We start from the raw sequence: 22,869 nt of genomic DNA, 5'->3' as shown, positions 1-22,869 counted from the left end.
AGGCCGGCCCGCACTTCCCCGTCCCCGGGAAAAGGCGCATGCTGAACGTTCCGCAATCGAGGGAGGAAACCGGTCATGCGCGGCGTGGAGATCATCAAGAACCTTTATGATGCCTATGCGAAACGCGACATCGTGGGCACGCTGGCCCACTGTTCCGACGATGTCGTCTTCCGCTGGGTCGCCGAACCGCATGCACCCTACATCGCGACAGGCAATGGCAAGCAGGAGTTCCTCGCCCGCCTGATGTCGCTGGACAGTGATTTCGAATTCCGGAGCTATGTCCCCATCGACATCGTCGACGGCGGCGACAAGATCGCGGCGCAGGTCGAGATCCATTTGACGCGCAAGACCACCGGCCAGGAGCTTGTCATGCGTACCGCCGATTTCTGGACGATACGCGACGGCAAGGTCATCGAGATGGCGGAGTATTACGACACAGCTCTCGCCGCTTCGGTCGCCTGAAACAAGTTCGACGAGCTGTCGGGTCGTCCCGAACCGCCACGTCCTTGGGATGCCGGCACGATGGTGCCGGCGCCAGCCAGGGAGGAACTGTCATGTCGGTCCTGTCATGCGTCGGTCGCATCGCAACCCCATACGCCGCGGCATGGGCTCGTCACCGAAGCGAACGCATCCTGCTTTCACTGGCCGCCGCGCTCCGCAAGGATGTCGGCTTCCCCCGAAATCTTCGACGCGCAAGACGGCCGTCGCCGTTGACGCCGGCGGCCTTGGCGAGCACTTTCAATCATGCCTGTCGCCTGAAAGCGGCATCGCCCGCATGGATGCGCGTTTCGAAAGCCACGCGCGCCAGCCGCGTCCGCGTCCTCCATTGAACAATGCCCACCGCCCAAAAAATCTTCACCGCCATGTAGGATCGCCACGGGCTCGTGCGTCCTAGGGTCCGCAAGACCAAAGCCGAATGCCCCATCCAGATGCAAAGAGGAGCAAGACATGACCGACCAGACCCCCGTTCAGCCCAGGGCAGAAGTGCTCGGCGGATTGACCCCCTATCTGCAGGTGGACGGCGCCTTCAAGGCCGCCGAATTCTACAAGAAGGCCTTCGGCGCCGAACAGGTCTTCGCCTATCCGCCGGACGAAAAGGGCCGCACCATGCACATCCATCTCCATATTAACGGCTCGACGCTGATGTTGGGTGACGCCTACCCGGAGCATGGCCACCCGCACAAGGACGCGCAGGGCTACACGCTGCAGCTCCACCTGGCTAACAGCGATATCGATGCCTGGTGGCAGCGGGCCGCCGATGCGGGCTGCGAAATCGTCACGCCGCTGCAGGTGATGTTCTGGGGTGACCGCTGGGGCCAGGTGAAGGATCCCTTTGGCGTCTGCTGGGCGATGAACGCGCCGGTCAACTAGCTTTCCTTAGCGAGCAGGCGTCGCCCGCCTATACCAGGGCTGACGCGCTCACGGCGCCGGGTCGTATCCCCGCCGACCCGGCGCTCATTTCTCGGCGAACGAGACCCGCGATGTCCCACGTTGATGGCTTCTACATATTTCAAGATAGGACCGACTTATGCGCAAGCTGATCGTATTCAACAGCATCTCGCTCGACGGCTATTTTACCGACGGGCACGGCGCCATGGACTGGGCGCACAGCCAGGATCCGGAATGGAACGCCTTCGTCGCCGACAACGCCAAGGGCGGTGGCATGCTGGTGCTGGGCCGCGTCACCTACGACCTGATGATCCAGTTCTGGCCGACGCCGATGGCCGCCCAGATCGCCCCAGTGGTGGCCGAACGCATGAACGCCATGCCGAAGCTCGTGTTTTCCCGCACGCTCGACACGGCAAGCTGGAACAACACCGAGCTGGTCAAAAGCGGGCCGGCCGCGAAGCTTCGCGAGCTGAAGCAGCAGGCGGGCAACCACATGACGATCCTGGGAAGCGGCAATCTCGTCGCTCAATTGGCCGAGGAGAACCTGATAGACGAATACCAGTTCGTCATCGTCCCGGTCATGCTTGGCGCCGGCAGGACGATGTTCGAAGGCATCGGCAATCCGCTCAACGTGACGCTGGCCCGGTCGCAGGCCTTCGCCAATGGCAATGTCTTCCTGCGTTACGAGCAGAAGGCCGCCTGAGGCATGTCGCGCAAAATGGCTGGGCGATCAGGGCGATGGTTCAACCAACCGTCGTCATGATCCTCCAGGGAGCATGGGCAGCCTGTTCAGTCCAGCCTGTCCAGCAGCGGCTTCAGCCGGTCGCCGTAGAGCTTCCACAGGTCGACCGACCCCTGGTACATAGGCTGGCGCACCTGCGCGGCCGAGGCCGTGCGCACCGGGCGATCGGTTTCGTGGAACGACAGCACCTTGTCATCCCATGGCAGGCCGAGATGCGTCATCAGCGCCCGCGTCTGCCCTTCCTGGTCTGCGACGAAATCCTCGTAGCGCACATCGTGCACGACACCCGGCAGCACTGTGTGCCAATGCGCCATGATGTCGGTGTAGAGATTGTGGAAGTCGGCGAGTTCGCCTAGGTCGTAGCCATAGCGATGGGTGTCATTGCGGAAATGCACCTTGAAGATCGACAGGCAGGTGGCCGCCGCGTCGCGCGCGCAATGCACGATCCTGGCCTTCGGCAGCATCATGTGGATGAAGCCGATCAGCAGGAAGTTGCCAGGCATCTTGTCGGTGACATGGCGGAACCCCGGATAGCGGGTGTGCAGCATGTCGAGATAAGCCTGCCCGGCCTCCGCGAACGCCTTGTCCGGCAGGCCGGCGATGCCTGCGGGAAAGCCGCCGGGCATGTTCATGGGAAACTGCTTGCCGACCGCCGTCTTCAGGATGCTGAGCTCGCCCGCGCCATAGACCTGCGGATGGCTGGCGATGATCTGTTCGATCAGCGTCGTGCCCGAGCGTGGCATGCCGACGACGAAGATCGGCGTGTCGTCGACGATCGGGCTCGGCTTGTGTTTTTCGAAGAAGCCAGCATCGAAGGTCGCCTTCATCGCCTCGAACTCGGCCCGCGTCCTGGCCTTGTCGTAGTCGATACCCTTGCGTCGGATCGCATTGCCTTCGGTGTAATAGTCGAAGGCGCGGCCATAATCCTTCAGGTCGTCATTGGCCTTGCCGAGGCCGAAGGACAGCTGCATGCGCGCCAGGCTGCCTTCCGGCGCCTTGGCGTGCTGGGCTTCCATGCCCGTCAACTCCGTATCGCGTTCCTTCTGGCGCTTGACCTGCGTCAGCATCAGCCAGGCCCTCGACATGCCGGGATCGACCGCCAGCGCCTGCCGGAATGCATTGGCGGCCTCGTCGAGCTTGCCCTTCTCCATCAGTCCGACGCCCAGCCCGTGCAGCAGGTCGGCATCCTTGGGCCGGATGTTCAGCGCCTCGCGGAAGGTGGCCAAGGCCTCGTCCAGACGCCCGGCCTCCTGCAGCGTTTCGGCAAGCCCGATGCGCGCGCGGATATGGAACGGGTTGCGCCCGATGGTGCCGCGATAGGTCTCTTCCGCGCCCTCGAATTGCCCAAGCTGCTTCAGCGACGAGCCGAGATTATCACGCGCCGCGAGCTGGTCGGGACGAAGCTCCACGGCCTTGCGGAAGAAATCGATGGCGGCGGGAACGCGGCCGAGGTCGCGCATCACCGTGCCGACATTGTTCAGGAAATCCGGATTGTCCGGAAGCATCCGCACCGATCGCTCGAGCAGTTCCAGCCCTTCCGGGCTGCGCCCGGTCTGATGCAGCAGTAATCCCAGGAAATGCGCGGCCGCCGGATGATTGGCCTTCTGTGCCAGTACCTGGCGGTAAAGCGCCTCCGCTTCCTGCCGCCGGCCGGCCTGGTGCAACTGCAATGCCTGCTGTACGCGCTGGTCGAGCCCCAGCGGCGGCTGTGCACCGCCTGCGCCTGCTGGTCGTCTTGGATCTCGGTTGATGGGAAACCTGCCGTGTTTTTGTGCCTGACGCGATCTAGGCCATTGGCGCGGCAGGTTCAAGGGTTACGAGGCTATCGAGCCCCTATTCCGGCAAGCTCGGAGCGTCATATCAGGCGATTTGTCTCGGCCAGATGCCTAGCCCGCCGTAGCGTTCCGTCGGTGTCGGCGATGGTTCGCCTGGCAGCCTCATCGCTTCTGATGGTCAGCCGCGCCGACTTGACGGCGGCCGGTTTTGCGATGGGCATCGCGATCGGCGCGATTGTCACAATGGTACCCGCAGGGGTTTTTACGGAGATCATGAGATTTATTCCTTTCATGCGTAAATAAAATCAAAATCAGAGATAAATGTTCCCGCCTTACTTCAAACAATTTCCTGCCATGCGATGGATCCCTACCTGAATTTCCTGGATGGGCAAAGGCGATTAATTTTCAAGAGATGTCAGATTTTCTCGCATCACTTCTTGATTAAATCGAAGATTACGACTATCTGTGAGCTATCGTTTTTGGGCCAGCTTGGCATCTCGCGGCGTCAGAGGTTTTCGACCCGCCAATCTCATCCAGATTTCCGATACCCGGCGCGCGGCAGACCGCGACGATGTCTCGATTCCGAAAGACAGACTTATGAACACCGGAACTGTAAAGTTCTACAATGACCAGAAAACGCTGTTCGGGTTCGCGCAAGACAGCAAAGGCCGCGAATTGGCAGCCAGTCTGAAACTGATCTGATCCGGCCGAATTCGATGAACGCTGACCACGGATGTACTGGCAGCTCTCGAAGGCGGCTTATTTCCAGCGATTGCCGGAAATAGGAAAGCGGGGCTCGTCCCCGCTTTTTTGTCTTTCCGGCACGCTGTTCGTTCGCATGGCGTCGCGAGACGCAAGGTTCCCGGACAAAACGTCGAGGCAAACCAGATGTCGGCCCGCACCACCCATTCCATCGCGCATTTCACGGCACCCTTCGTGCTCGGCGGCGTGGAAGGACAGTTGCCGGCTGGCGACTACGACATCGACCACGACGAGGAATTGGTTGACGGCCTGTCATGGCTTGCCTGGCGCCGTGTCGCCACCTTCATCCATCTGCCTGCAAGGACGGTGAAAAATCCGACCAGCCAGCTCGTCGCCATCGACCAGACCGAACTAGAAGCAGCGCTGACGCGCGACAGGGAGAACGCAGCATGATCCGCTTCCAGCAGAACGCGCGCCCGCGCAACGACACGCCCGTGCATCTTTTCGCGGTCGGTCAGACGGTACGCATGAAGAGCCGCATGGGCCTCGTCCAGAAGACGGCGGAACTGTTCAAGATCCAGAGCAAGCTGCCGGTCAAGGACGGCTCGCCGCAATACAGGATCCGCAGCGACCAGGAGACCCATGAGCGGGTCACCACCGAGGACAATCTCGAATCCGCCGACAATCCAGCGGTCTGAGGACCCCAACCAAGGAGCACGGAACATGGCCAAGGGCCAACAGCGCAGCAACCGCGAGACACGCAAGCCCAAGAAGGACAAGGTCGCGGCCAAGCCCGCCGCCCCGTTCGGCTCGTCCGTCAAGCAGGCGGAAACCAACCTGAAGCCTAAATCTAAAGGCTGATAGTCTCTTCTCCGGCACCTTTCGGCGCCGGAGATCATCTCCAGCGCGATAGCGGACCGCGCAACGCCCTGCCCGCATCACGGAGGCGTGCTTGAACTTCGTCATCGAGTTCTACCGGTCCCGCGAAGCCGACGAAGCGACGCTCGACAAGGTGTCGCTGGAAGCACCCAACCTGCGCGCGGCGCTGCAGGGTGCCACCGCGCTGTTCCACACGCTGGCCATGCCGCAAATTCCAGACCGCCTGCGTATTTCCGACGAGGATGGCAGCGAACTCTACGCCGGTCCGGCCGACGGTGCCTATCCGGCCGGCATGTGAGCGCCACGCCGCCCAGTCAGCACCGCCCGGGTCCGCTCGCAACCGTCAGCCCCCGACGACGTTGGGCCTGCACATCAACATGCAGGAAGCGCGCAATGTCCCTCACCGCCTTTGCCATCAACTGCTCCTTGAAAGCCTCCCGCGACAAGGAGAAATCATCCACCGACAAGATCATCGCCGATCTGCTCTCGGCCCTGAAGCCGCATGGCGTGAAGGGCGAGGTCGTTCGGGCCCTCGATCATGACATCAAGCCCGGCGTCTTGTCCGACATGGGCAAGGGCGACGACTGGCCGAAACTGCGCGATAAGATCATCGCCAGCGATATCTTCATCCTCGGCCTGCCGATCTGGATGGGCCAGCCATCAAGTGTGGCCAAGCGTGTCATGGAACGCATGGACGCGTTTCTCGAGGAGACCGACGACAAGGGGCGCATGCCCGCTGCCGGCAAGGTCGCGCTGGTTGCAATCGTCGGCAATGAGGACGGCGCGCATCACTGCCACGCCGAATGCTTCCAGTCGCTCAACGACGTCGGCTTCACCATCCCGGCCAATGGCGGTGTCTACTGGGTGGGCGAGGCCATGGGCGACATCAATTATGTCGACCTGCCGAAAAGCCCCGACAAGGTCGCCGGCATGATCGAGATGGCCGCCTCGAACGCGGCCCACCTGGCCGCCCTGCTGAAAGGCAGGGCCTATGTCGGAGTGGGCAAGTAGAGCGGTTCGCGCCCCTCAGCACGGCCCGTCGCCGACGATGCGATAATCGGCGGCGCGCGCCTCACATGCGTTGGGAAAGCTGCGCATCTCGCCGCCGCGGCGGGCGCAGACAGGGCGGTATTCGCGCGTGCAGAATGTCTGTTCCCCGCTGCCACCACCGCCGTCACGGCACTGGCCATCGCGGATGATGCGGTATCCGGCCCGGTCGGCAAGGCAGGCATTGGCGAAGGTCTGGCGATCGCCGCCGCGCCGGGCGCAGACCGGTTGATACTGCATGGAGCAGAACTGCGGCTCGGGCCTTGGCGGACGCGGGCGCGGGCCGGGGCCGTCATCCACCACGACCGTGCAGGCGGCAAGGAGTGCCGACAGGAAAAGGACGGCAAAACCCTGGCGCGAGAAGACTGCCGCAAGAAATTTCATGATGACGTCCCTCCCCCATGCCTGCCGGCGGGAGACCGGCGAACGCTGTGCCGATCGTCGCGATTCCGTCGCCGAATGCAACCCCCGTTTGCAGGCGGCCATGCCTTCTGCAAAGGCGCGCGTCGGACCCCGGGCCGGGCTGCGATACGCACCGCTTTTGTGCGCTGGCCCATGCTTGGCCCGTCTCTGGCCGATGACCCGGCCGCACGCCAAGTCTATCCCCTGCCCATCGAAATCAGCGGACATCATGCGTCGGGACGCGCCCATCAGGGCGACCCGCGGCACTATCTTGCAACCTTCACGTTTCCGTGCGATAAATTCCGTGTTCGGGCATTTGCGACCCGGAGAGCGGAACGTTTTGGACGACCTTTCCCCGATACTGTGAATCTCTGACGGCCCCGTTTTCGGCGGGGGGTTTGACCATGCGCCAATGCATGACTGCCGAAGCAACCACCGGGACTTGCCCTCGACGCCAGGTGGCGGGCAGGACCAACATAGACTGAACGGGTGAAGGAGTTTCCCCAATGGCCCAGACCGGCACCGTTAAATTCTTCAACGCGACCAAAGGCTTCGGTTTCATTACGCCCGACGGTGGCGCCAAGGACGTGTTTGTCCACATCTCCGCGATCGAGGCCTCGGGCCTGCGCACGCTCGTCGACGGCCAGAAGGTCACCTTCGACGTCGAGCCGGACCGCATGGGCAAGGGCCCCAAGGCGGTCAATCTCCGCGCGGCCTGAATCGTCGCCACGTTGCGCGTCCCGGTGGGCGCGCGAGGCGGCTTCCACGTCCTGAACAGGCGTGCGAAGCCGGCTTTGAGTTTTGGAAGGCGCGGCGGTTTTCGTCGCGCCTTTTTCATGGCCGAGGCGCTGCATCGGGCCGGTCAAAACTTTCTCTTGCCGATAGCGCCAAAATAAAGGACAAATTTCCCTTCGGGCATTTGCCGGCCCGAGACTGGACTTTATGGGATTAAGGGAGCTTCCCATGCCGCAGACCGGCACCGTCAAATTCTTCAATCATGCCAAGGGCTTCGGCTTCATCACGCCTGACGATGGCGCCAAGGATGTCTTCGTCCATATTTCGGCTGTGCAGGCGTCGGGTCTTCCCGGTCTCGAGGACGGGCAGAAAGTGTCATTCGACACGGAGCCCGACAAACGCGGCAAGGGACCCAAGGCCGTCAACCTGTCGGTCGGCTAAGCCGGCTTCAGACGGGGGCTATAGCTGCTCGGGCAAATTGCTTTGCCCGCTCCGGGCTGCGTATGATGGGTGTTTTTCACGTTGATGTGATCACGCCCCACGAATTGCGGAACGATTTCGTTCAGCCTCCGTTCAGCCACGGTCCTATATTAGTCATCCGTAAAGCCGGATCGTATCCCCCGAGACCGCACGGACCGGCACGAAGGAGATCGACATGAACCGAGTTTTCAAGACTGCCATCCTGTCGGGCGCCGTCTTAGCGACGATGGCCGCGACTTTGCCCTCTGCAAGTGCCGATGACTGGCGCTGGCACCATCGCGGTGGCAATGCCCTCGCCGCCGGCGTGGTCGGCCTCGCAACGGGCGCCTTGATCGCGGGCGCGCTTAGCCAGCCCACTTACTACGATCCGGGCTATGACGACTACGACTATCGTTATTATCATCCCCCGGTACGTCGCTACTATGTGCAGCCGAGGGTAGCCTACAACAGCTATGCCGAGCCGTGGACGCGTGGCTGGTACGAGTACTGCTCGGACCGCTACCGGACCTTCAACGCCCGGACAGGCACGTTCACCGGCAACGATGGCGCGCAGCATTTCTGCACCGCCAACTGACCGGACTGACAGTATCGGCATACTGTGTCCTTCTCCTCCGGGGACACGGATCGGTCGAGGCTTCCCTGCCCCTCCCGAACAAGAAGCGCTGCCCTCAAGGACGGCGCTTTTTTGTTGTGGCTTGCCGGGGAGCACGGCTCAGGTCAGGAACGGATTGGTACGCCGCTCCTCGCCAAAACGGCCGCCGGGGCCGTGGCCGCAGATGAAGCCTATATCGTCGCCGAGCGGCAGGAGCTTGTCCTTGATCGAGGCGATCAGCGCCGCATGGTCGCCACCCGGCAGGTCGGTGCGGCCGACGGAGCCGCGAAACAGCACGTCGCCGACATGGGCGAACTTGGCCGCGCGGTTGTAATAGACGACATGGCCGGGCGCATGGCCGGGACAATGCAGCACCTCGAATACATGGCCGCCGAACGAGACGGTGTCGCCGTCGGCGAGGAACCGGTCGGGCACGCAGTCGCGCGCGCCGGCAATGCCATAGCGCCGGCCCTGGTTTTCCAGATTGTCGAGCAACGACTTGTCGGCAACGTGCGGGCCGATGATCTCGACGCCCAGCGCCTCCTTGAGATCCATCGCGCCACCGGCATGGTCGATATGGCCATGCGTGATCCAGATGGCTCCGGCTGTGATCGCATTATCCTTCAGCGCGGCAAGCACCTTTTCGATGTCGCCGCCCGGATCGACGACGACGCCGTGCTTGTCGTCCATGTCGAACAGGATGGTGCAGTTCTGCTGGAAGGGTGTGACCGGCACGATGCCGGCATTGAGCTGACCCATGATCGTCCTTTCGCTGCCTCGCCTTCGATGTAGGCAATGAGGCGCGGGGCGTCTACCGCCGAGAGTGGAACAGTGCGTGCCCAAAACGGAAATGGGCGGCCGAAGCCGCCCATGGAATGTGACAGAGACCCTAGAGCATGCCGTCGAAAAGTGTGAAGCGGTTTTCGGCCGACATCATGCCCCTTCCATCGTTCTTGAGACGGATTCAGAAATCAGGTCGATTCGACCTGAATAATCCGGCTCCAGGGCTTACTTGTTCATCGCGCCCATGACCGCGCCGATGATGCCGGTCAGGATCGCGCCGCCGCCAGCGCCGCCGACAATGTTCTTGATGTCCAGAACGCTGCCCAGACCACCAGCCGCCGTGGCAGCCGCCGCCGGATCGATCGTACCGCCGCCGAGCAGGCTGCCAAGGATGGCCGCGCCGCCGACGCCGCCAATGGCTCCACCCAGGATCTTGGGAAGCTGCCCCAGCGCCGCCGTCTTGAGCGCCACACCGACCGCCTGACCGCCAATGATGCCTGTAATCACCTGCACAATGATCGGAAGAAGCGTATTCATGTCCATGTTACTATTCCCTCCATAGCCGCCAGCCTCCCGGGCCGACCTCATCATGAGACGCCGAATTGGGGGAAAGTCAAATGCACGCAAGCTCAAATGAAAGAGGCGGTTCGAAAACCGCCTCCACATCATTGAAACATTTGACGTTGCTTTATTCCGCCGCGATCGCTTGCTTGGGCTGAACAGCGGCGGAATAGTCGTTCATCAGTGTCCTGGCGATTTCACCGACCTCGAATCGGTAAGGCCCGATCTCCGAAACCGGCGTGACTTCCGCCGCCGTTCCGGTCAGGAAACACTGTTCGAAGCCTTCCAGTTCTTCCGGCATGATGGCGCGCTCGATCACCTCGAGGCCGCGATCCTTGGCAAGCCCAATGACCGTGCGGCGGGTGATGCCATCGAGGAAGCAGTCGGGCTTGGGCGTGTGGATCTTGCCGTCCTTGACGAAGAAGATGTTGGCGCCTGTCGCCTCGGCGACCTGGCCGCGCCAGTCGAGCATCATGGCGTCGGCGTAGCCCTTGGCTTCGGCGGCATGCTTGGACATGGTGCAGATCATGTAGAGGCCGGCTGCCTTCGACTTGGAGGGCGCGGTGCGCGGATCGGGCCGGCGCCACTCCGCGAGGTCGAGGCGGATGCCCTTGAGCTTCTGCGCCGGGTCGAAATAGCTCGGCCACTGCCAGATGGCGATGGCGACATTGATGCGATTGTTCTGCGCCGAAACGCCCATCTGCTCACTGCCGCGCCATGCGATCGGCCGCACATAGGCATCCTGGAAACCCTGCTTCTTCAGAAGCGTGGTCGAGGCGTCGTTGAGCTCGGCAACCGAATAGGGGATCTTGAAGCCGAGCAGGCGCGCCGATTCATGCAGGCGTTCGGTGTGTTCGTTCAGCTTGAAAATCTCGCCGCCATAGGCGCGCTCGCCCTCGAACACCGCGCTGGCGTAGTGCAGGCCGTGGGTCAGCACATGGATCTTGGCGTCGCCCCATTGGACAAACTCGCCATTCATCCAGATGAAGCCGTCCAGTTGATCGAAGGGAACGGATGCCATGGTAACCTCCCGCGAGCCCCGGCCCGCACATATTGTCTCGTTTCGTGTTCTTTTTCGGCCGCGCCATGTGGTTGGGGACGCCGGCCAGTGTCGCGAATCGTAAGCGGATAATCGCGCTCTGGCAAACTCAGGAAGTTCCGGAAAAACGGTCTTCTCTTGCCTTTTCGTTCGCAATCCGCCGAAAAGCTTGTCAAAAATTACCATTGCCGGGAAATTGCGTCAATAGTACTGACATAATTTCCATTTGTGACGGAGAAATGATGACGGATCGAAGCCAAACTGCCGGAAAACCGATCAGGACGGCCATCACCGACGAGGACGGCATCGATTTCGCCATCATCGAACTGTTCTTCTTCGCCTATCGCGATTTCACCTCCGATCCCGACCAGATACTGGCCGACTATGGCTTCGGCCGCGCTCATCACCGCGTGCTGCATTTCGTCAACCGCCGGCCCGGCCTCACCGTGGCCGAACTACTCGACGTGCTGAAGATCACCAAGCAGAGCCTTGCGCGCGTGCTCAAGCAACTGATCGATACCGACCATATCGTGCAGTTGCAGGGACCGCGCGACCGCCGCCAGCGCGAACTCTATCCGACCGCCAAGGGTCGCGCGCTGGCGCTGGCGCTGGCGCGGCCACAGTCGCGCCGCATCCATGCTGCATTGGAAGATTCCGGAACCACCGAACGGGCCTTGGTGGAACGGTTCCTGGAGGCGATGGTCAATCCGGAACTGAGAGCACAGATCGACGTAGGGCCCGCAAAAATGTCAGGGAAAAGCCATGGAGAGCACTGAGAGGGTCGACCAGGCGACGGCACCGGACGACGATGCGCCGCATCTGCTTGTGGTCGACGACGACACCCGTATCCGCAACCTGCTCAAGCAATATCTGACCGAGAACGGCTTTCGCGTCACCGTTGCCGGCAATGCTGGCGAGGCCAGGCGCAAGCTCGCCGGCCTCGATTTCGACCTGCTGGTGCTCGACGTCATGATGCCCGGCGAAACGGGCGTCGACCTGACCAAGTCGCTGCGGGCCGAAAAGAACGTGCCGATCCTGATGCTGACGGCACTGTCCGAAACCGACAGCCGCATCAGCGGGCTGGAGGCAGGCGCCGACGACTATCTGCCAAAGCCCTTCGACCCGCGCGAGTTGATCCTGCGCATCAACAACATCCTGCGCCGGGGGGGGCCTACGACGACGCCCAAGGTCGAACAGCTGGTCTTCGGCCCCTATACGTTCCAGATCGCACGGCGGGAGCTCAAGCGTGGCGGCGAGGCGTTGAAGCTGACCGATCGCGAACAGGAGATCCTGGCGATCTTCGCCGCGCGGGCCGGCGAAACCATCCCTCGTCACGAGCTTGTCGGCGACGATTCGGAAGTGGGCGAGCGCACCATCGACGTCCAGATCAACCGGCTGCGCCGCAAGATCGAGCGCGACCCGTCCAATCCGGTCTGGCTGCAGACGGTGCGTGGTATTGGGTATCGGCTCAGCGTGGAATAGAATGACGCCCACGGCCCGTTGAAAGGCCGCGGGCGAACGAAAAGATCGAAATGGCGACCACGGAACTGGAAGAGCCGGGGAATGGCGGATTGAGCGAGCGCGCCATGCGGTCGCTCAAAGCCATGCCGCGCGCCTGGAACCGTTTCTGGCGCCTTGTCGCGCTCTACATGCCCAAGCGGCTATATGCCCGCTCGCTGATCATCGTCATCGCGCCGATGATCCTGCTGCAATCGGTCGTCGCCTTCGTCTTCATGGAACGCCATTGGGCAACCGTGACGCAGCGCCTGTCGCAGGCGACCGTGCGCGACATCGCCGCCATCATCGACATGATGGAGACCTATCCGCACGACACCGACTACGCCAACATCATCCGCATCGCCCAGGACCGGATGCAGCTGAAGGTCGACCTGCTGCCGCCAGATCCCCTGCCCGCGCCCGGTCCAAAGCCGTTCTTCTCGATCCTGGATGACGTCCTCTCGGCCGAGATCACCCGGCAGATCAACCGCCCGTTCTGGATCGACACGGTCGGCAATTCAAACATCGTCGAGGTCCGTGTCCAGCTGGAAGGCAAGGTGCTGCGCGTCTTCGTGCGCCGCAGCCAGGCCTATGCGTCGAACACCCACATCTTCCTGATCTGGATGGTCGGCACTTCGCTGGTGCTGTTGATGATCGCCATTCCCTTCCTGCGCAACCAGATCCGGCCGATCCTGACATTGGCGGAAGCAGCCGAGAGCTTCGGCAAGGGCCGGCCTATGCCACGCGATTTCCGACCGCGCGGCGCCGAGGAGGTCCGCCGCGCCGGCTTCGCCTTCATCCAGATGCGCGAGCGCATCGAACGCCAGATCGAGCAGCGCACCGCCATGCTGACCGGTGTCAGCCACGATCTGCGGACCATCCTCACCCGCTTCAAGCTGCAACTGGCCCTGGCCGGCAGCCGCGCCGACACCAAGGCGCTGAACCAGGACATCGACGACATGCAGTCGATGCTGGAAGGCTATCTCGCCTTCGCGCGCGGCGAAGCCTCCGAAGACGCCGGCCGTTTCGATCTCGAAGCCTATTTCCAGAAGCTCGGCGAGGAAGCCAGGCTACGCAAGCGCAAGCTGTCGACGACGCTGGTCGGCGACCGCGATGTGCATGTGCGGCCCAATGCCTTTGCCCGCCTGATGTCCAACGTCATCGGCAACGCCTTCCGCTACGCCAGGACGGTCGAGGTCAACGCCACGCATGGCCGCGGCACCCTGCTGGTGACCATCGACGATGATGGCCCAGGCATTCCCGCCGACCGGCGCGAGGATGTGTTCAAGCCCTTCGTGCGGCTGGACGAAGCCCGCAACCTCGACGCCAGCGGCACCGGGCTCGGTCTCTCCATTGCCCGCGACATTGCCCGCAGCCATGGTGGCGACATTACGCTGGACAACAGCCCGCTCGGCGGCCTGCGCGCCGTCATCAAGGTTCCCGCCTAGAACCGGGCGGGCCGGCCGCGGTTGCTGGCCCTTCATCCGCACGTCATGAAACCATGGTGAAGAGCGCGCATGAAGCGCGCGACAACAGTCGATTCGATCCTGCCGCCTCGCCTCGACCCCGTGCCCACCCGGGTGCGCTGGATCGAAGCACGGGCCGCAAGCTGGTCGCCGTTTCGGCATCGTTCCAAGGCAGACAAAGACCTTTCGAGCAGAGGACCGCCATGCGCATCCTGATGGTCACCGACGCCTGGCGCCCGCAAGTCAACGGCGTCGTCCATACGCTGGAGCGGCTCACCGAAACGCTGAAATCCTTCGACGTCGAGGTGGACTTCCTCACACCCAACATCTTCCGCACCTTGCCCCTGCCGACCTATCCCGACATCAGGCTGGCGCTGACAACGCCCGGTCATGTCGCCAGGCTTATCGAGGCCCGCAAGGCCGATCACATCCACATCGTCACCGAGGGTCCGCTCGGGTTCATGGCGCGGCGCTACTGCCGCATCGCGGGCCGGCCCTTCACCACCAGCTACCACACCCGCTTTCCCGAATATCTCAGCGCCCGCCTGCCGGTGCCCGAGAGCTGGGCCTATCGCTGGCTGCGCGATTTCCACAATTCCGGCCAGGGCACGCTGGTCGCCACCCAGTCGCTGGCCGACGACCTGGCGGCGCGCGGCTTCACCAAGCTCCGGCCCTGGACACGCGGCGTCGACACCGATCATTTCCGTCCCGACAAGAAGAAGGACCTCGGCTTCCTGGGCCCGGTGTTCCTGTGCGTCGGCCGGGTCGCCATAGAGAAGAACCTGACCGCCTTCCTCGACCTAGACCTTCCCGGCAGCAAGGTGATCGTCGGCGAAGGCCCGGAATTCGCAAAGCTCAAGGCAAGATATCCGGACGCCCATTTCCTTGGCCACCGGCCCAATGACGAACTGGCCGAGATCTATGCTTCGGCCGATGTCTTCGTCTTCCCCAGCCGCACCGACACGTTCGGCAATGTCATCATCGAGGCGCTGGCCAGCGGCACGCCGGTCGCCGCCTATCCGGTGACCGGGCCGATCGACATCGTCGGCGACGGCATTGGCGGCGCGGTGTCCGAAGATCTCAGGGAAGCCGCGCTCGCCGCGCTCAATGTCAGCCGCGACCAGGCGCGCGAACGCGCCATGCGATACAGCTGGAAAGCCTGCGCCGAGATGTTCATGGACACTGTCGAGGAAGCGCTTGGAGCGCCGCGCAAGCTGGCGGCGTGACAAACCAGGCGCCCGGACGCGGGCGGCTGCCGTTCGCAAGCCGGCCTCACCTGAATATCAATGTATCCTAGAACAGCCGCCCGCCATCCGGCACCTTGCGCTCGATGGCGCCCAGCACCACGGCGCCCTCTTCATCGGGAAAACCGAGCGTCAGCACTTCGGACATGAACGGCCCGATCTGTCGCGGGGGGAAATTGACCACCGCGAACACCTGCCGGCCGACCAGCGTTTCGGGCGTATAGTATTTTGTGATCTGCGCCGACGACTTCTTGATGCCGATGGCACCGCCGAAATCGATCTTCAGCTTGAAGGCTGGCTTGCGCGCTTCCGGAAACGGCTCGGCCTCGACGATCGTGCCGGCGCGAATGTCGACACGGTCGAAATCGGCGAAGCTGATCTCCGGCTTGCGCTCGCTGCTCGAACTCATTGCGGTCCATACCCCGACTTGGAGCACGCCCTCGAAAAAAGAAATCCGGCTTCCGGACAAGATCGTGCTCGAAAAAACAGACAGAGCCCTATCCTGATTCCACCGCGATGGAACAGGCTCAAGCGTTGCCGTGCGTTTCGAACAGTACGCCGGCCAGCGCATCCTTGGCCGAGGTTCCCGACCACACGACGAACTGGAATGCCTGGAAATAGCATTCGCAGGCTTCAAGCGCGGACGAAAGGAGCACCTCGACCTGCTGGCTCGACGGCTCCACGCCACCGGCCAGAAGCAGCGACTGGCGGAACATGATCGCGCCTTCCTGCTCCCAGAGATCGAAATGGCCAAACAGCATCTGCTCGTTGATCAGCGACAGCAGCCGCATCACTTCCAGCGCGCGGGTTTCCGGCACCTTGATGTCGAACGCGCAGGCCAGGTGCAGCGCCTCGAAATCCTCCATCCAGGAGAAGGAGACATGATAGTCGGTCCAGCTTCCGACGACCGAAATCGAGATCTCGTCATCGCCGGCCCGTTCGAAGGACCAGTCGTTGTTGTGGGCCACCTGCTCGATCACATCCACCGGATGGATTTCGCGGGACAATTCGAGTTCGAGAAGTTCCATGGAATGCTTCCTGTGTTCTGAGGAGCGCCACCACACGCTCCGGGGGGCACACACAACGAACAATCATGTCTAGAACTCGGACGGTCAGGGACTTCTCAACGCAAAGACCCAGACCGGAACCCCACCGCCCGGCGCATGACCCGGTTCCGAATCATGCAACAAATTCAGTCTATTGATCGGGAGTCGCGTGAACAGCCTAATTTTTCGCACTGCGTCATTCGCATGTGGAAAGCCGCTGTCACAAAGATTCATGCAATGCCGGTAAGCGATTCACGGCAAAGCGCTTTTTAGGATTGTGCTTTGTGGAAAAGTTTAACGAATTATTTTTTTGGCCTGGGCTTGGCGGAAGCCGGCGGTGTGGCCTGTCCGGTCAATTCCGCGAGCCGGGCTTCCAGCTCGTCGATGCGGCTCGACAGCCGGGCATTTTCCTCGCGCGCCTTGGCCGCCATGTCGCGGGCGGCCTCGAATTCCTCGCGCTGCACCACGTCCATGGTGTTGAGGATGCGTTCGGCCTGCCCCTTGAAGGCGGTCTCGACCTCACGGCGCACTCCTTGCGCGGCGCCTGCGGCGTCGGTCATGAGCTTGGCGAATTCATCGAGAATGCGGTTCGGTCCGGTCGACATGGCAAATCCTCGGTTGCTCGAAATGACGTAGTGGCGCGCGGCGCGGAATGCAAGAACGTTGCTGCATGCCGCGGCATCAAGTCGAGGGTTCAGCCTTGCCTTGACCCCGCCAAAACCCTGCCGCATGGTCCGCGCCCAAACGCGTTACGCAACCGAGAGTGCCCCGTTGAACGAATTTTTCCTGCTGCCGCTGGCCTCCCTGCCCTTTCCCAACATCAACCCGATCCTCATCCAGATCGGGCCGCTGGCGGTGCACTGGTATGGCATCGGCTATATCGTCGGCATCCTCTTTGCCTGGTGGTATGCCAAGCGGCTCATCACCAATCCGAAGCTGTGGCCCGACGGCAACCTGCCCATGAAGCCCGAGGACCTCGACGACTTCATCGTCTGGGCGGCGGTCGGCGTCGTGCTTGGCGGACGCACCGGCTATGTGCTGTTCTATGATCTGCCGCGCTACCTTGCCCACCCGCTCGATATCTTCGCGGTCTGGCAAGGCGGCATGTCCTTCCATGGCGGCCTGCTCGGCGTCATCCTCGCCATGACGCTGTTTTCCATCAAGCGCGGCATCCGCACCTGGTCGCTGTTCGACGTGGTGGCGGCGGGCGTGCCGGTTGGCCTCGGCCTGGTGCGCGTCGCCAACTTCATCAATTCCGAGCTCTGGGGCCGCCCATCCGATGTGCCATGGGCGATTGAGTTCCCCAATGGCGGTCCATTCTCGCGCCATCCGAGCCAGCTCTACGAAGCGTTCCTCGAGGGCATCGTGCTGTTCCTCGTGCTGCGCATCCTCACCCATTCGCGCCTCAAGCTGAAGACGCCGCGCTTCGTCGGCGGCGCGTTCATCTGCGGCTATGGCCTGTCGCGGATCTTCGTCGAGTTCTTCCGCGAACCCGACCAGCAGCTCGGCTATCTCCTCCAAACCAACTGGCTGACCATGGGAATGATCCTGTCCACGCCGATGGTGCTGGCCGGCATCTGGGCGATGGCGACAGCCAGGCCGGTGACGCAATCGCAGCCACAGGCGACATGACGCGGCTGAAATCCCGCATCGTCGAGCTGATCGAGGCGACGGGGCCGATGCCCGTCAACGAATACATGGCGCTCTGTCTGTTCGACCCCCGTGACGGCTACTACACGACGCGCGAGCCGTTCGGCGCCGCCGGCGACTTTATCACCGCGCCGGAGATCAGCCAGATGTTCGGCGAACTCATCGCCGTCTGGCTTTACCAGGCCTGGGCGGCGACCGGCCGGCCGATGCCGGTCACCATCGCCGAGATCGGCCCGGGACGCGGCACGCTGATGAAGGACATGCTGCGCACCTTGGCGCGGCTCCATCCGGCCCTGGCCGGCGGCGCATCCTTCGCCATGATCGAGACCAGTCCACGGCTGGCGCAGGTTCAGAAGCAGACGCTTTCCGCGACAGCCGCCAGCATCGGCTGGCACGAAACCATCGACACGCTGCCGCGGCAGCCGCTGCTCATCGTCGGCAACGAGCTGTTCGACGCGGTGCCGGTGCGGCAGTTCATCCGGGCCGGTGCTGGGTGGCGCGAGCGCATGGTCGGCCTCGACGACGACGACAACCTTCGCTTCTTCGCCGGCGCCGGTTCGGTCGACCAGTCGCTGCTCCCCGACGATGCCACTGACGCGCCGCAGGGCGCGATCGTCGAGATCGCTCCGGCACGCACAGCGCTCATGGCTGCCATGGCCGAACGGATCTCCAGGCATGGCGGCGCCGGCCTGTTCCTCGACTATGGCCATCTGCGGCCCGGTGTCGGCGACACATTGCAGGCGCTGCGCCAGCACCATCATGAAGATGTGCTTGCCAATCCCGGCGAGGCCGACCTCACCTCCCATGTCGATTTCGCGGCCCTGGCCTCGACGGCCCGCGCGCATGGCCTCGGTGCTCATCTCTCAACACAGGGCGACTTCCTGCTGGGCATGGGTCTCCTCGAACGTGCCGGCCGGCTCGGCGCCAGCGCCGATGAAGCGGCACGACAAACAATCTCCGCAGCGGTCGAACGGTTGGCTGGACCGCAAGCCATGGGCGAGCTCTTCAAGGTGCTCGCTGTCCTGCCGCTCGGCGTCGCCGTCGCGCCCTTTGCACCCGCGCATTGACTTTTCGCCGCCACCTCTTTCACTCTGCCGACTTTCGCGAGGCCGGCGCACCGGCCCAGTACGTCGCCCGCCTGAACTTCGTCTTGACGAAACAGCCCACACGGACAACAACGCCCTCATGCTGAATCAGACCAAACCGGATCCCGTTCGGTCGGCCTTGCTGGACAAAGCGCGGGCGCAAGGCATCCGCCACGGCTATTTCACCCGCGTCGGCGGCGTCTCCAACGGAATATACCAGGGTCTCAACATCGGAGCAGGTTCGAGCGACGACCAGGCGCTGGTCGCCGAGAACCGCCGCCGTGTCGCCGAATGGATGGGCGTGCCGGCCAGCCATCTCCTCAGCGCCCATCAGATCCATTCGCCCGATGTCGTCATCGCCAGGGAGCCCTTCGCCGGCGAGCGGCCGAAGGCTGACGCCATCGTCACCGACCGTCCGGGCATCGCCATCGGCGCTTCGACCGCCGATTGCGGCCCGGTGCTCTTCGCGGACGCTCAGGCGCGCATCATCGGCGCGGCCCATGCCGGCTGGAAAGGCGCCTTCACCGGCGTGCTTGAAAACACCATTGCCGCCATGGAAGGCCTTGGCGCGCGGCGCGAACGCATCGTGGCCGTGCTCGGCCCCTCGATCGGTCCCGAGAACTACGAGGTCGGGCCGGAATTCGTCGCCCGCTTCGTCGAGGCCGACGCCGCCAACATCCACTATTTCACCCCTTCGGCAAAACCCGGCCATGCCATGTTCGACCTCAATCTCTATACGGTCGACCGGTTGAACAAGGCCGGCGTGACCGCTGAGGGTCTGGGACGCTGCACCTACGCCGAGGAAGATCTTTTTTATTCCTATCGGCGCACCACGCACCGCAACGAGCCCGATTACGGACGACAGATTTCAGCAATCGTTTTGGAGACGGAATAATGGCGCTGCATTTCGAACGCTCGGAATTTGACGCGCGGCGCGACCGGCTGATGATCGAGATGGCCGAGAAGAAGCTCGATGCCGTGCTCCTGTTCGCCCAAGAAAGCATGTACTGGCTGACCGGCTACGACACGTTTGGCTTCTGCTTCTTCCAGTGCCTGGTGGTGAAGGCCGACGGCTCGATGGTGCTTCTCACCCGCTCCGCTGACCTGCGCCAGGCCCGCCACACCTCGATCATCGACAACATCGTGTTGTGGACCGACCGGGACGGCGCCAATCCGGCGGTGGACCTGCGCAATCTGCTCAACGAGCTAGACCTGCTCGGCGCCCGCATCGGCGTGGAGTACGACACGCACGGCCTGACCGCCTACAATGGCCGACGGCTGGACGAACAGTTGCAGACCTTCGGACAGATCGCGGATGCCTCCGGAATCGTCAGCCGGCTGCGCCTGTTCAAGAGCCCCGCCGAAATCGCCAAGGCGGAGAAGGCCGCCAACCTTTCCGACGATGCGCTGGACGCGGCGCTGCCGCTGATAAGGCAGGGCGGCGACGAGGGCCTTATCCTGGCCGCCATGCAGGGCGCGATCTTCGCCGGCGGTGGAGACTATCCCGCCAACGAATTCATCATCGGCTCCGGCGTCGATGCGCTGCTCTGCCGTTACAAGGCCGGCCGCCGCAAGCTGACCAAGAATGACCAGCTGACACTCGAATGGGCCGGCGTCTTCAACCACTACCATGCGCCGATGATGCGCACGGTGCTGACAGGCAAGGTGTCGAAGCGCCATCAGGAGCTTTTCGATGCCGCCCGCGCCGCGCTTCTGGCCGTCGAAAAAGCGATGACGCCGGGCAATACGTTTGGCGACGTCTTCGACGCGCACGCCCGCACCCTGGAAGCGCACGGGCTGACCAAGCACCGACTGAATGCTTGCGGCTACTCGGTCGGCGCCCGCTTCACCCCGTCCTGGATGGACATGCCGATGTTCTACCAGGGCAATCCCGAACCGATCGCCCCGCATATGACGCTGTTCGCCCATATGATCATCATGGATTCCGACACCGAGACGGCAATGACGCTGGGGCGCACCTATCTGACCACGGAATCGCAGCCCAAGCCGCTCTCCCGCCATGATCTCGACTTGATCGTACAGTGAATCCATAATGGAGGTGTACGTCGCCAGGGAGTTTTCAGGCACATGAGGCGATCGCATGTGACGACCGTGTCGTTGCTCGTTGCACTGGCGCTCTCCGCTTGCACCAATGCCAAGGATGTCCTTGAGCCGTCGGCCATCACCCCGCCCGCGTCATCGTCGACCCAGGCGCTGACCCCGACGCAGGGCACCACCACCGCGGCCGTTCCCGCGCCCGCGACGACGACCCCCGCGACAACCACTGTCACGCCAGCCCAGAGCGCCGCCATCCTGTCCAAGACCCGCCTGCAGATCGCCCCGATCGTCGGCGCCTCGGTGGAGGCGGCGACGCCGCTGACGGCGGAACTGCAGACACGGGCCAGGCAGCGTGGCATCACGCTGGCGGGCAGCCAGGACCAGACCGCCACCCACGTGCTGAAAGGCTATTTCTCGGCGATGTCCGAAGGCAAGGACACGACGGTGATCTATGTCTGGGACGTCTATGACCCGGCGGGCAACCGGCTGCATCGCATCAACGGCCAGCAGAAAGCGCCATCGGTCAATGGCGCCGACAGCTGGAAGGCGGTTGCGCCGGCGACGATGCAGGCGATTGCCGACCAGACCATCGACCAATTCGCCGCATGGCTAGGCGGCGGAGCCGGCTGAGATATGGCACCGACGCGCCACGACGTGACGTTTTCCCAAGATTAGCCGGCGGATTCCGGATATGGGCGCTTGCAATACCGGCACGGGCCGCTAAAAGCCCGATCAAATCCTCCACCAGGAACGGTGCATGAAACTCTTCGCGGGCAATTCCAACAGGGTGCTGGCCGAAGCGGTCGCTCGCTATCTCAACATCCCGCTGGGCAAGGCCAGCGTCAGGCGCTTCGCCGATCAGGAGATTTTCGTCGAGATTCAGGAAAACGTGCGCGGCGAGGATGTCTTCATCCTGCAGTCGACCTCGTTCCCGACCAACGATCACCTGATGGAACTGCTCATCATGATCGATGCCTTCATGCGCTCCTCGGCCAAGCGCATCACCGCCGTCATTCCCTATTTCGGCTATGCAAGGCAGGACCGCCGTGCTTCGGGCCGCACACCGATCTCGGCCAAGCTGGTCGCCAACATGATCACGCGCGCCGGCGTCGACCGCGTGCTGACGCTCGATCTCCATGCCGGCCAGATCCAGGGCTTCTTCGACATCCCGACCGACAATCTGTTCTCGGTGCCGGTCATGGCCCGCGACGTGAAGGCCAAGTACAAACAACTCGCCAATGTCGTCGTCGTGTCGCCCGACATCGGCGGCGTGGTTCGCGCGCGTGCGCTGGCCAAGCGTTTCGACGCGCAGCTCGCCATCGTCGACAAGCGCCGCGAACGTCCCGGCGAATCGGAAGTCATGAACATCATCGGCGCTGTCGCCGGCAAGGATTGCCTGCTGATCGACGACATCGTCGATTCGGGCGGCACGCTCTGCAACGCCGCCGAAGCCCTGCTGGCCAATGGCGCCACCAGCGTCACCGCCTACATCACCCATGGCGTGCTGTCGGGCGGCGCCGTTGCCCGCATCAGCGGCTCGAAGCTGCAGGAACTGGTCATCACCGATTCCATCCAGCCGACCCAGGCCGTGCTCGACTGCCACAACATCCGCGTCATCTCCATCGCCGACCTGATGGGCGAAGCGATCTCGCGCACCGCGACCGAGGAATCGGTGTCGAGCCTGTTCGATTAAGTAC

31 protein-coding genes are annotated in these 22,869 nt (G+C 63.0%); 22 read left to right on the top strand and 9 right to left on the bottom strand.

What is annotated here, in order from left to right:
* Positions 1-75 precede the first annotated feature (75 nt).
* From ACO07C_RS24205 to ACO07C_RS24195, 3 genes are all read left to right on the top strand, one after another.
* The gene (locus tag ACO07C_RS24205; RefSeq protein ID WP_421916690.1) at positions 76-462 is read left to right on the top strand and encodes a nuclear transport factor 2 family protein; all 387 of its coding nucleotides are present in this window, start codon (positions 76-78) and stop codon (positions 460-462) included.
* A gap of 486 nt (positions 463-948) precedes the next feature.
* Positions 949-1,371, top strand: coding sequence for a VOC family protein (locus ACO07C_RS24200; RefSeq protein ID WP_421916689.1), 423 nt, complete (start codon positions 949-951; stop codon positions 1,369-1,371).
* Positions 1,372-1,528: 157 nt separating this feature from the next.
* Positions 1,529-2,092, top strand: coding sequence for a dihydrofolate reductase family protein (locus ACO07C_RS24195; protein ID WP_421916688.1), 564 nt, complete (start codon positions 1,529-1,531; stop codon positions 2,090-2,092).
* An 86-nt stretch (positions 2,093-2,178) separates the two neighbouring features.
* On the opposite strand, the gene ACO07C_RS24190 is transcribed toward ACO07C_RS24195, so the two are convergent.
* Both ACO07C_RS24190 and ACO07C_RS24185 read right to left on the bottom strand, forming a co-directional pair.
* Positions 2,179-3,942, bottom strand: coding sequence for a tetratricopeptide repeat-containing sulfotransferase family protein (locus ACO07C_RS24190; protein ID WP_421916687.1), 1,764 nt, complete (start codon positions 3,940-3,942; stop codon positions 2,179-2,181).
* 44 nt (positions 3,943-3,986) lie between these two features.
* Positions 3,987-4,181 (bottom strand): hypothetical protein, encoded by a 195-nt coding sequence (locus tag ACO07C_RS24185; RefSeq protein ID WP_421916686.1) that lies wholly within the window; start codon positions 4,179-4,181, stop codon positions 3,987-3,989.
* A gap of 190 nt (positions 4,182-4,371) precedes the next feature.
* Here ACO07C_RS24185 and ACO07C_RS24180 point away from each other — a divergent pair, with 190 nt between their 5' ends.
* From ACO07C_RS24180 to ACO07C_RS24155, 6 genes are all read left to right on the top strand, one after another.
* Positions 4,372-4,608: a hypothetical protein gene (locus ACO07C_RS24180; protein WP_421916685.1), complete on the top strand. Its 237-nt coding sequence runs from the start codon at positions 4,372-4,374 to the stop codon at positions 4,606-4,608.
* 186 nt (positions 4,609-4,794) lie between these two features.
* Positions 4,795-5,061: a hypothetical protein gene (locus ACO07C_RS24175; RefSeq protein ID WP_421916684.1), complete on the top strand. Its 267-nt coding sequence runs from the start codon at positions 4,795-4,797 to the stop codon at positions 5,059-5,061.
* Entirely contained in the window at positions 5,058-5,306 is a 249-nt protein-coding gene (locus ACO07C_RS24170; protein WP_421916683.1) for a hypothetical protein, read from the top strand. Before ACO07C_RS24175 ends, ACO07C_RS24170 begins: the two co-directional genes overlap by 4 nt.
* A 25-nt stretch (positions 5,307-5,331) precedes the next feature.
* Positions 5,332-5,469, top strand: a complete 138-nt coding sequence (locus tag ACO07C_RS24165; protein ID WP_421916682.1) for a hypothetical protein — start codon at positions 5,332-5,334, stop codon at positions 5,467-5,469.
* Between the two features lie 91 nt (positions 5,470-5,560).
* Complete coding sequence (locus ACO07C_RS24160) at positions 5,561-5,785, top strand: hypothetical protein (protein ID WP_421916681.1); 225 nt, start codon at positions 5,561-5,563, stop codon at positions 5,783-5,785.
* 95 nt (positions 5,786-5,880) lie between these two features.
* Positions 5,881-6,498, top strand: coding sequence for a flavodoxin family protein (locus ACO07C_RS24155; protein WP_421916680.1), 618 nt, complete (start codon positions 5,881-5,883; stop codon positions 6,496-6,498).
* A gap of 15 nt (positions 6,499-6,513) precedes the next feature.
* On the opposite strand, the gene ACO07C_RS24150 is transcribed toward ACO07C_RS24155, so the two are convergent.
* A complete protein-coding gene (locus tag ACO07C_RS24150; RefSeq protein WP_421916679.1) occupies positions 6,514-6,918 on the bottom strand; it encodes a Kazal-type serine protease inhibitor domain-containing protein in 405 nt (134 codons plus the stop codon).
* A gap of 524 nt (positions 6,919-7,442) precedes the next feature.
* On the opposite strand from ACO07C_RS24150, the gene ACO07C_RS24145 reads away from it, so the two are divergent.
* The 3 genes from ACO07C_RS24145 (at position 7,443) to ACO07C_RS24135 (ending at position 8,725) form a co-directional block, all read left to right on the top strand.
* Positions 7,443-7,655, top strand: a complete 213-nt coding sequence (locus ACO07C_RS24145) for a cold-shock protein (protein ID WP_006202520.1) — start codon at positions 7,443-7,445, stop codon at positions 7,653-7,655.
* Positions 7,656-7,899: 244 nt separating this feature from the next.
* Complete coding sequence (locus ACO07C_RS24140; RefSeq protein WP_013530020.1) at positions 7,900-8,112, top strand: cold-shock protein; 213 nt, start codon at positions 7,900-7,902, stop codon at positions 8,110-8,112.
* Between the two features lie 214 nt (positions 8,113-8,326).
* Positions 8,327-8,725, top strand: coding sequence for a BA14K family protein (locus ACO07C_RS24135; protein ID WP_421916677.1), 399 nt, complete (start codon positions 8,327-8,329; stop codon positions 8,723-8,725).
* Positions 8,726-8,863: 138 nt separating this feature from the next.
* On the opposite strand, the gene ACO07C_RS24130 is transcribed toward ACO07C_RS24135, so the two are convergent.
* The 3 genes from ACO07C_RS24130 to ACO07C_RS24120 all read right to left on the bottom strand — a co-directional run bounded on the left by ACO07C_RS24130 (position 8,864) and on the right by ACO07C_RS24120 (position 11,108).
* Positions 8,864-9,502 carry an MBL fold metallo-hydrolase gene (locus ACO07C_RS24130; protein WP_421916676.1) on the bottom strand — a complete coding sequence of 213 codons (639 nt, stop codon included), beginning with the start codon at positions 9,500-9,502 and terminating at the stop codon, positions 8,864-8,866.
* Positions 9,503-9,751: 249 nt separating this feature from the next.
* Positions 9,752-10,069 carry a hypothetical protein gene (locus tag ACO07C_RS24125; RefSeq protein WP_421916675.1) on the bottom strand — a complete coding sequence of 106 codons (318 nt, stop codon included), beginning with the start codon at positions 10,067-10,069 and terminating at the stop codon, positions 9,752-9,754.
* Positions 10,070-10,214: 145 nt separating this feature from the next.
* Positions 10,215-11,108: a branched-chain amino acid aminotransferase gene (locus ACO07C_RS24120; protein WP_421916674.1), complete on the bottom strand. Its 894-nt coding sequence runs from the start codon at positions 11,106-11,108 to the stop codon at positions 10,215-10,217.
* A 260-nt stretch (positions 11,109-11,368) separates the two neighbouring features.
* Here ACO07C_RS24120 and ACO07C_RS24115 point away from each other — a divergent pair, with 260 nt between their 5' ends.
* From ACO07C_RS24115 to ACO07C_RS24100, 4 genes are all read left to right on the top strand, one after another.
* On the top strand, positions 11,369-11,902 hold the full coding sequence (locus ACO07C_RS24115) for a MarR family winged helix-turn-helix transcriptional regulator (protein WP_421916673.1): 534 nt from the start codon (positions 11,369-11,371) through the stop codon (positions 11,900-11,902).
* Positions 11,889-12,608 (top strand): response regulator, encoded by a 720-nt coding sequence (locus tag ACO07C_RS24110; RefSeq protein WP_421916672.1) that lies wholly within the window; start codon positions 11,889-11,891, stop codon positions 12,606-12,608. Before ACO07C_RS24115 ends, ACO07C_RS24110 begins: the two co-directional genes overlap by 14 nt.
* Positions 12,609-12,658: 50 nt before the next feature.
* On the top strand, positions 12,659-14,071 hold the full coding sequence (locus ACO07C_RS24105) for an ATP-binding protein (protein ID WP_421916671.1): 1,413 nt from the start codon (positions 12,659-12,661) through the stop codon (positions 14,069-14,071).
* A 221-nt stretch (positions 14,072-14,292) separates the two neighbouring features.
* Positions 14,293-15,315, top strand: coding sequence for a glycosyltransferase family 4 protein (locus ACO07C_RS24100; protein WP_421916670.1), 1,023 nt, complete (start codon positions 14,293-14,295; stop codon positions 15,313-15,315).
* Positions 15,316-15,382: 67 nt separating this feature from the next.
* Here ACO07C_RS24100 and ACO07C_RS24095 read toward each other — a convergent pair whose 3' ends face one another.
* The 3 genes from ACO07C_RS24095 to ACO07C_RS24085 all read right to left on the bottom strand — a co-directional run bounded on the left by ACO07C_RS24095 (position 15,383) and on the right by ACO07C_RS24085 (position 16,984).
* Positions 15,383-15,742 carry a tRNA-binding protein gene (locus ACO07C_RS24095; protein ID WP_421916669.1) on the bottom strand — a complete coding sequence of 120 codons (360 nt, stop codon included), beginning with the start codon at positions 15,740-15,742 and terminating at the stop codon, positions 15,383-15,385.
* A gap of 118 nt (positions 15,743-15,860) precedes the next feature.
* The gene (locus tag ACO07C_RS24090; protein WP_227345645.1) at positions 15,861-16,361 is read right to left on the bottom strand and encodes a YbjN domain-containing protein; all 501 of its coding nucleotides are present in this window, start codon (positions 16,359-16,361) and stop codon (positions 15,861-15,863) included.
* 320 nt (positions 16,362-16,681) lie between these two features.
* Positions 16,682-16,984, bottom strand: a complete 303-nt coding sequence (locus tag ACO07C_RS24085) for an accessory factor UbiK family protein (protein ID WP_421916668.1) — start codon at positions 16,982-16,984, stop codon at positions 16,682-16,684.
* Between the two features lie 166 nt (positions 16,985-17,150).
* Here ACO07C_RS24085 and lgt point away from each other — a divergent pair, with 166 nt between their 5' ends.
* The 6 genes from lgt (at position 17,151) to ACO07C_RS24055 (ending at position 22,865) form a co-directional block, all read left to right on the top strand.
* The gene (lgt, locus tag ACO07C_RS24080) at positions 17,151-18,011 is read left to right on the top strand and encodes a prolipoprotein diacylglyceryl transferase (RefSeq protein ID WP_421916667.1); all 861 of its coding nucleotides are present in this window, start codon (positions 17,151-17,153) and stop codon (positions 18,009-18,011) included.
* Positions 18,008-19,096 carry a class I SAM-dependent methyltransferase gene (locus ACO07C_RS24075; protein WP_421916666.1) on the top strand — a complete coding sequence of 363 codons (1,089 nt, stop codon included), beginning with the start codon at positions 18,008-18,010 and terminating at the stop codon, positions 19,094-19,096. Before lgt ends, ACO07C_RS24075 begins: the two co-directional genes overlap by 4 nt.
* Before the next feature lie 118 nt (positions 19,097-19,214).
* Positions 19,215-20,009 (top strand): peptidoglycan editing factor PgeF, encoded by a 795-nt coding sequence (gene pgeF, locus ACO07C_RS24070; protein WP_421916665.1) that lies wholly within the window; start codon positions 19,215-19,217, stop codon positions 20,007-20,009.
* Entirely contained in the window at positions 20,009-21,160 is a 1,152-nt protein-coding gene (locus ACO07C_RS24065) for a M24 family metallopeptidase (protein ID WP_421916664.1), read from the top strand. Before pgeF ends, ACO07C_RS24065 begins: the two co-directional genes overlap by 1 nt.
* A 42-nt stretch (positions 21,161-21,202) precedes the next feature.
* The gene (locus ACO07C_RS24060; protein ID WP_421916663.1) at positions 21,203-21,802 is read left to right on the top strand and encodes a hypothetical protein; all 600 of its coding nucleotides are present in this window, start codon (positions 21,203-21,205) and stop codon (positions 21,800-21,802) included.
* 127 nt (positions 21,803-21,929) lie between these two features.
* The gene (locus ACO07C_RS24055; protein WP_421916662.1) at positions 21,930-22,865 is read left to right on the top strand and encodes a ribose-phosphate pyrophosphokinase; all 936 of its coding nucleotides are present in this window, start codon (positions 21,930-21,932) and stop codon (positions 22,863-22,865) included.
* Positions 22,866-22,869 lie beyond the last annotated feature (4 nt).

It is taken from the genome of Mesorhizobium sp. (assembly GCF_965229135.1).
Lineage (GTDB): Bacteria > Pseudomonadota > Alphaproteobacteria > Rhizobiales > Rhizobiaceae > Mesorhizobium.
This window is presented reverse-complemented; position numbering and strand designations above follow the sequence as displayed.

Excerpts from the sequence above, each read along its gene's own strand:
- ACO07C_RS24140 (WP_013530020.1), top strand. The coding sequence starts at position 7,900 with ATGCCGCAGACCGGCACCGTCAAATTCTTCAATCATGCCAAGGGCTTC.
- ACO07C_RS24090 (WP_227345645.1), bottom strand. The coding sequence starts at position 16,361 with ATGGAACTTCTCGAACTCGAATTGTCCCGCGAAATCCATCCGGTGGAT.
- pgeF (WP_421916665.1), top strand. The coding sequence starts at position 19,215 with ATGCTGAATCAGACCAAACCGGATCCCGTTCGGTCGGCCTTGCTGGAC.
- ACO07C_RS24125 (WP_421916675.1), bottom strand. The coding sequence starts at position 10,069 with ATGGACATGAATACGCTTCTTCCGATCATTGTGCAGGTGATTACAGGC.
- ACO07C_RS24115 (WP_421916673.1), top strand. The coding sequence starts at position 11,369 with ATGACGGATCGAAGCCAAACTGCCGGAAAACCGATCAGGACGGCCATC.
- ACO07C_RS24065 (WP_421916664.1), top strand. The coding sequence starts at position 20,009 with ATGGCGCTGCATTTCGAACGCTCGGAATTTGACGCGCGGCGCGACCGG.
- ACO07C_RS24165 (WP_421916682.1), top strand. The coding sequence starts at position 5,332 with ATGGCCAAGGGCCAACAGCGCAGCAACCGCGAGACACGCAAGCCCAAG.
- ACO07C_RS24130 (WP_421916676.1), bottom strand. The coding sequence starts at position 9,502 with ATGGGTCAGCTCAATGCCGGCATCGTGCCGGTCACACCCTTCCAGCAG.
- ACO07C_RS24120 (WP_421916674.1), bottom strand. The coding sequence starts at position 11,108 with ATGGCATCCGTTCCCTTCGATCAACTGGACGGCTTCATCTGGATGAAT.
- ACO07C_RS24100 (WP_421916670.1), top strand. The coding sequence starts at position 14,293 with ATGCGCATCCTGATGGTCACCGACGCCTGGCGCCCGCAAGTCAACGGC.
- ACO07C_RS24185 (WP_421916686.1), bottom strand. The coding sequence starts at position 4,181 with ATGATCTCCGTAAAAACCCCTGCGGGTACCATTGTGACAATCGCGCCG.
- ACO07C_RS24095 (WP_421916669.1), bottom strand. The coding sequence starts at position 15,742 with ATGAGTTCGAGCAGCGAGCGCAAGCCGGAGATCAGCTTCGCCGATTTC.
- ACO07C_RS24110 (WP_421916672.1), top strand. The coding sequence starts at position 11,889 with ATGGAGAGCACTGAGAGGGTCGACCAGGCGACGGCACCGGACGACGAT.
- ACO07C_RS24075 (WP_421916666.1), top strand. The coding sequence starts at position 18,008 with ATGACGCGGCTGAAATCCCGCATCGTCGAGCTGATCGAGGCGACGGGG.
- ACO07C_RS24060 (WP_421916663.1), top strand. The coding sequence starts at position 21,203 with ATGAGGCGATCGCATGTGACGACCGTGTCGTTGCTCGTTGCACTGGCG.
- ACO07C_RS24135 (WP_421916677.1), top strand. The coding sequence starts at position 8,327 with ATGAACCGAGTTTTCAAGACTGCCATCCTGTCGGGCGCCGTCTTAGCG.
- ACO07C_RS24170 (WP_421916683.1), top strand. The coding sequence starts at position 5,058 with ATGATCCGCTTCCAGCAGAACGCGCGCCCGCGCAACGACACGCCCGTG.
- ACO07C_RS24105 (WP_421916671.1), top strand. The coding sequence starts at position 12,659 with ATGGCGACCACGGAACTGGAAGAGCCGGGGAATGGCGGATTGAGCGAG.
- ACO07C_RS24155 (WP_421916680.1), top strand. The coding sequence starts at position 5,881 with ATGTCCCTCACCGCCTTTGCCATCAACTGCTCCTTGAAAGCCTCCCGC.
- ACO07C_RS24150 (WP_421916679.1), bottom strand. The coding sequence starts at position 6,918 with ATGAAATTTCTTGCGGCAGTCTTCTCGCGCCAGGGTTTTGCCGTCCTT.
- ACO07C_RS24085 (WP_421916668.1), bottom strand. The coding sequence starts at position 16,984 with ATGTCGACCGGACCGAACCGCATTCTCGATGAATTCGCCAAGCTCATG.
- ACO07C_RS24205 (WP_421916690.1), top strand. The coding sequence starts at position 76 with ATGCGCGGCGTGGAGATCATCAAGAACCTTTATGATGCCTATGCGAAA.
- ACO07C_RS24055 (WP_421916662.1), top strand. The coding sequence starts at position 21,930 with ATGAAACTCTTCGCGGGCAATTCCAACAGGGTGCTGGCCGAAGCGGTC.
- ACO07C_RS24145 (WP_006202520.1), top strand. The coding sequence starts at position 7,443 with ATGGCCCAGACCGGCACCGTTAAATTCTTCAACGCGACCAAAGGCTTC.
- ACO07C_RS24200 (WP_421916689.1), top strand. The coding sequence starts at position 949 with ATGACCGACCAGACCCCCGTTCAGCCCAGGGCAGAAGTGCTCGGCGGA.
- ACO07C_RS24175 (WP_421916684.1), top strand. The coding sequence starts at position 4,795 with ATGTCGGCCCGCACCACCCATTCCATCGCGCATTTCACGGCACCCTTC.
- ACO07C_RS24195 (WP_421916688.1), top strand. The coding sequence starts at position 1,529 with ATGCGCAAGCTGATCGTATTCAACAGCATCTCGCTCGACGGCTATTTT.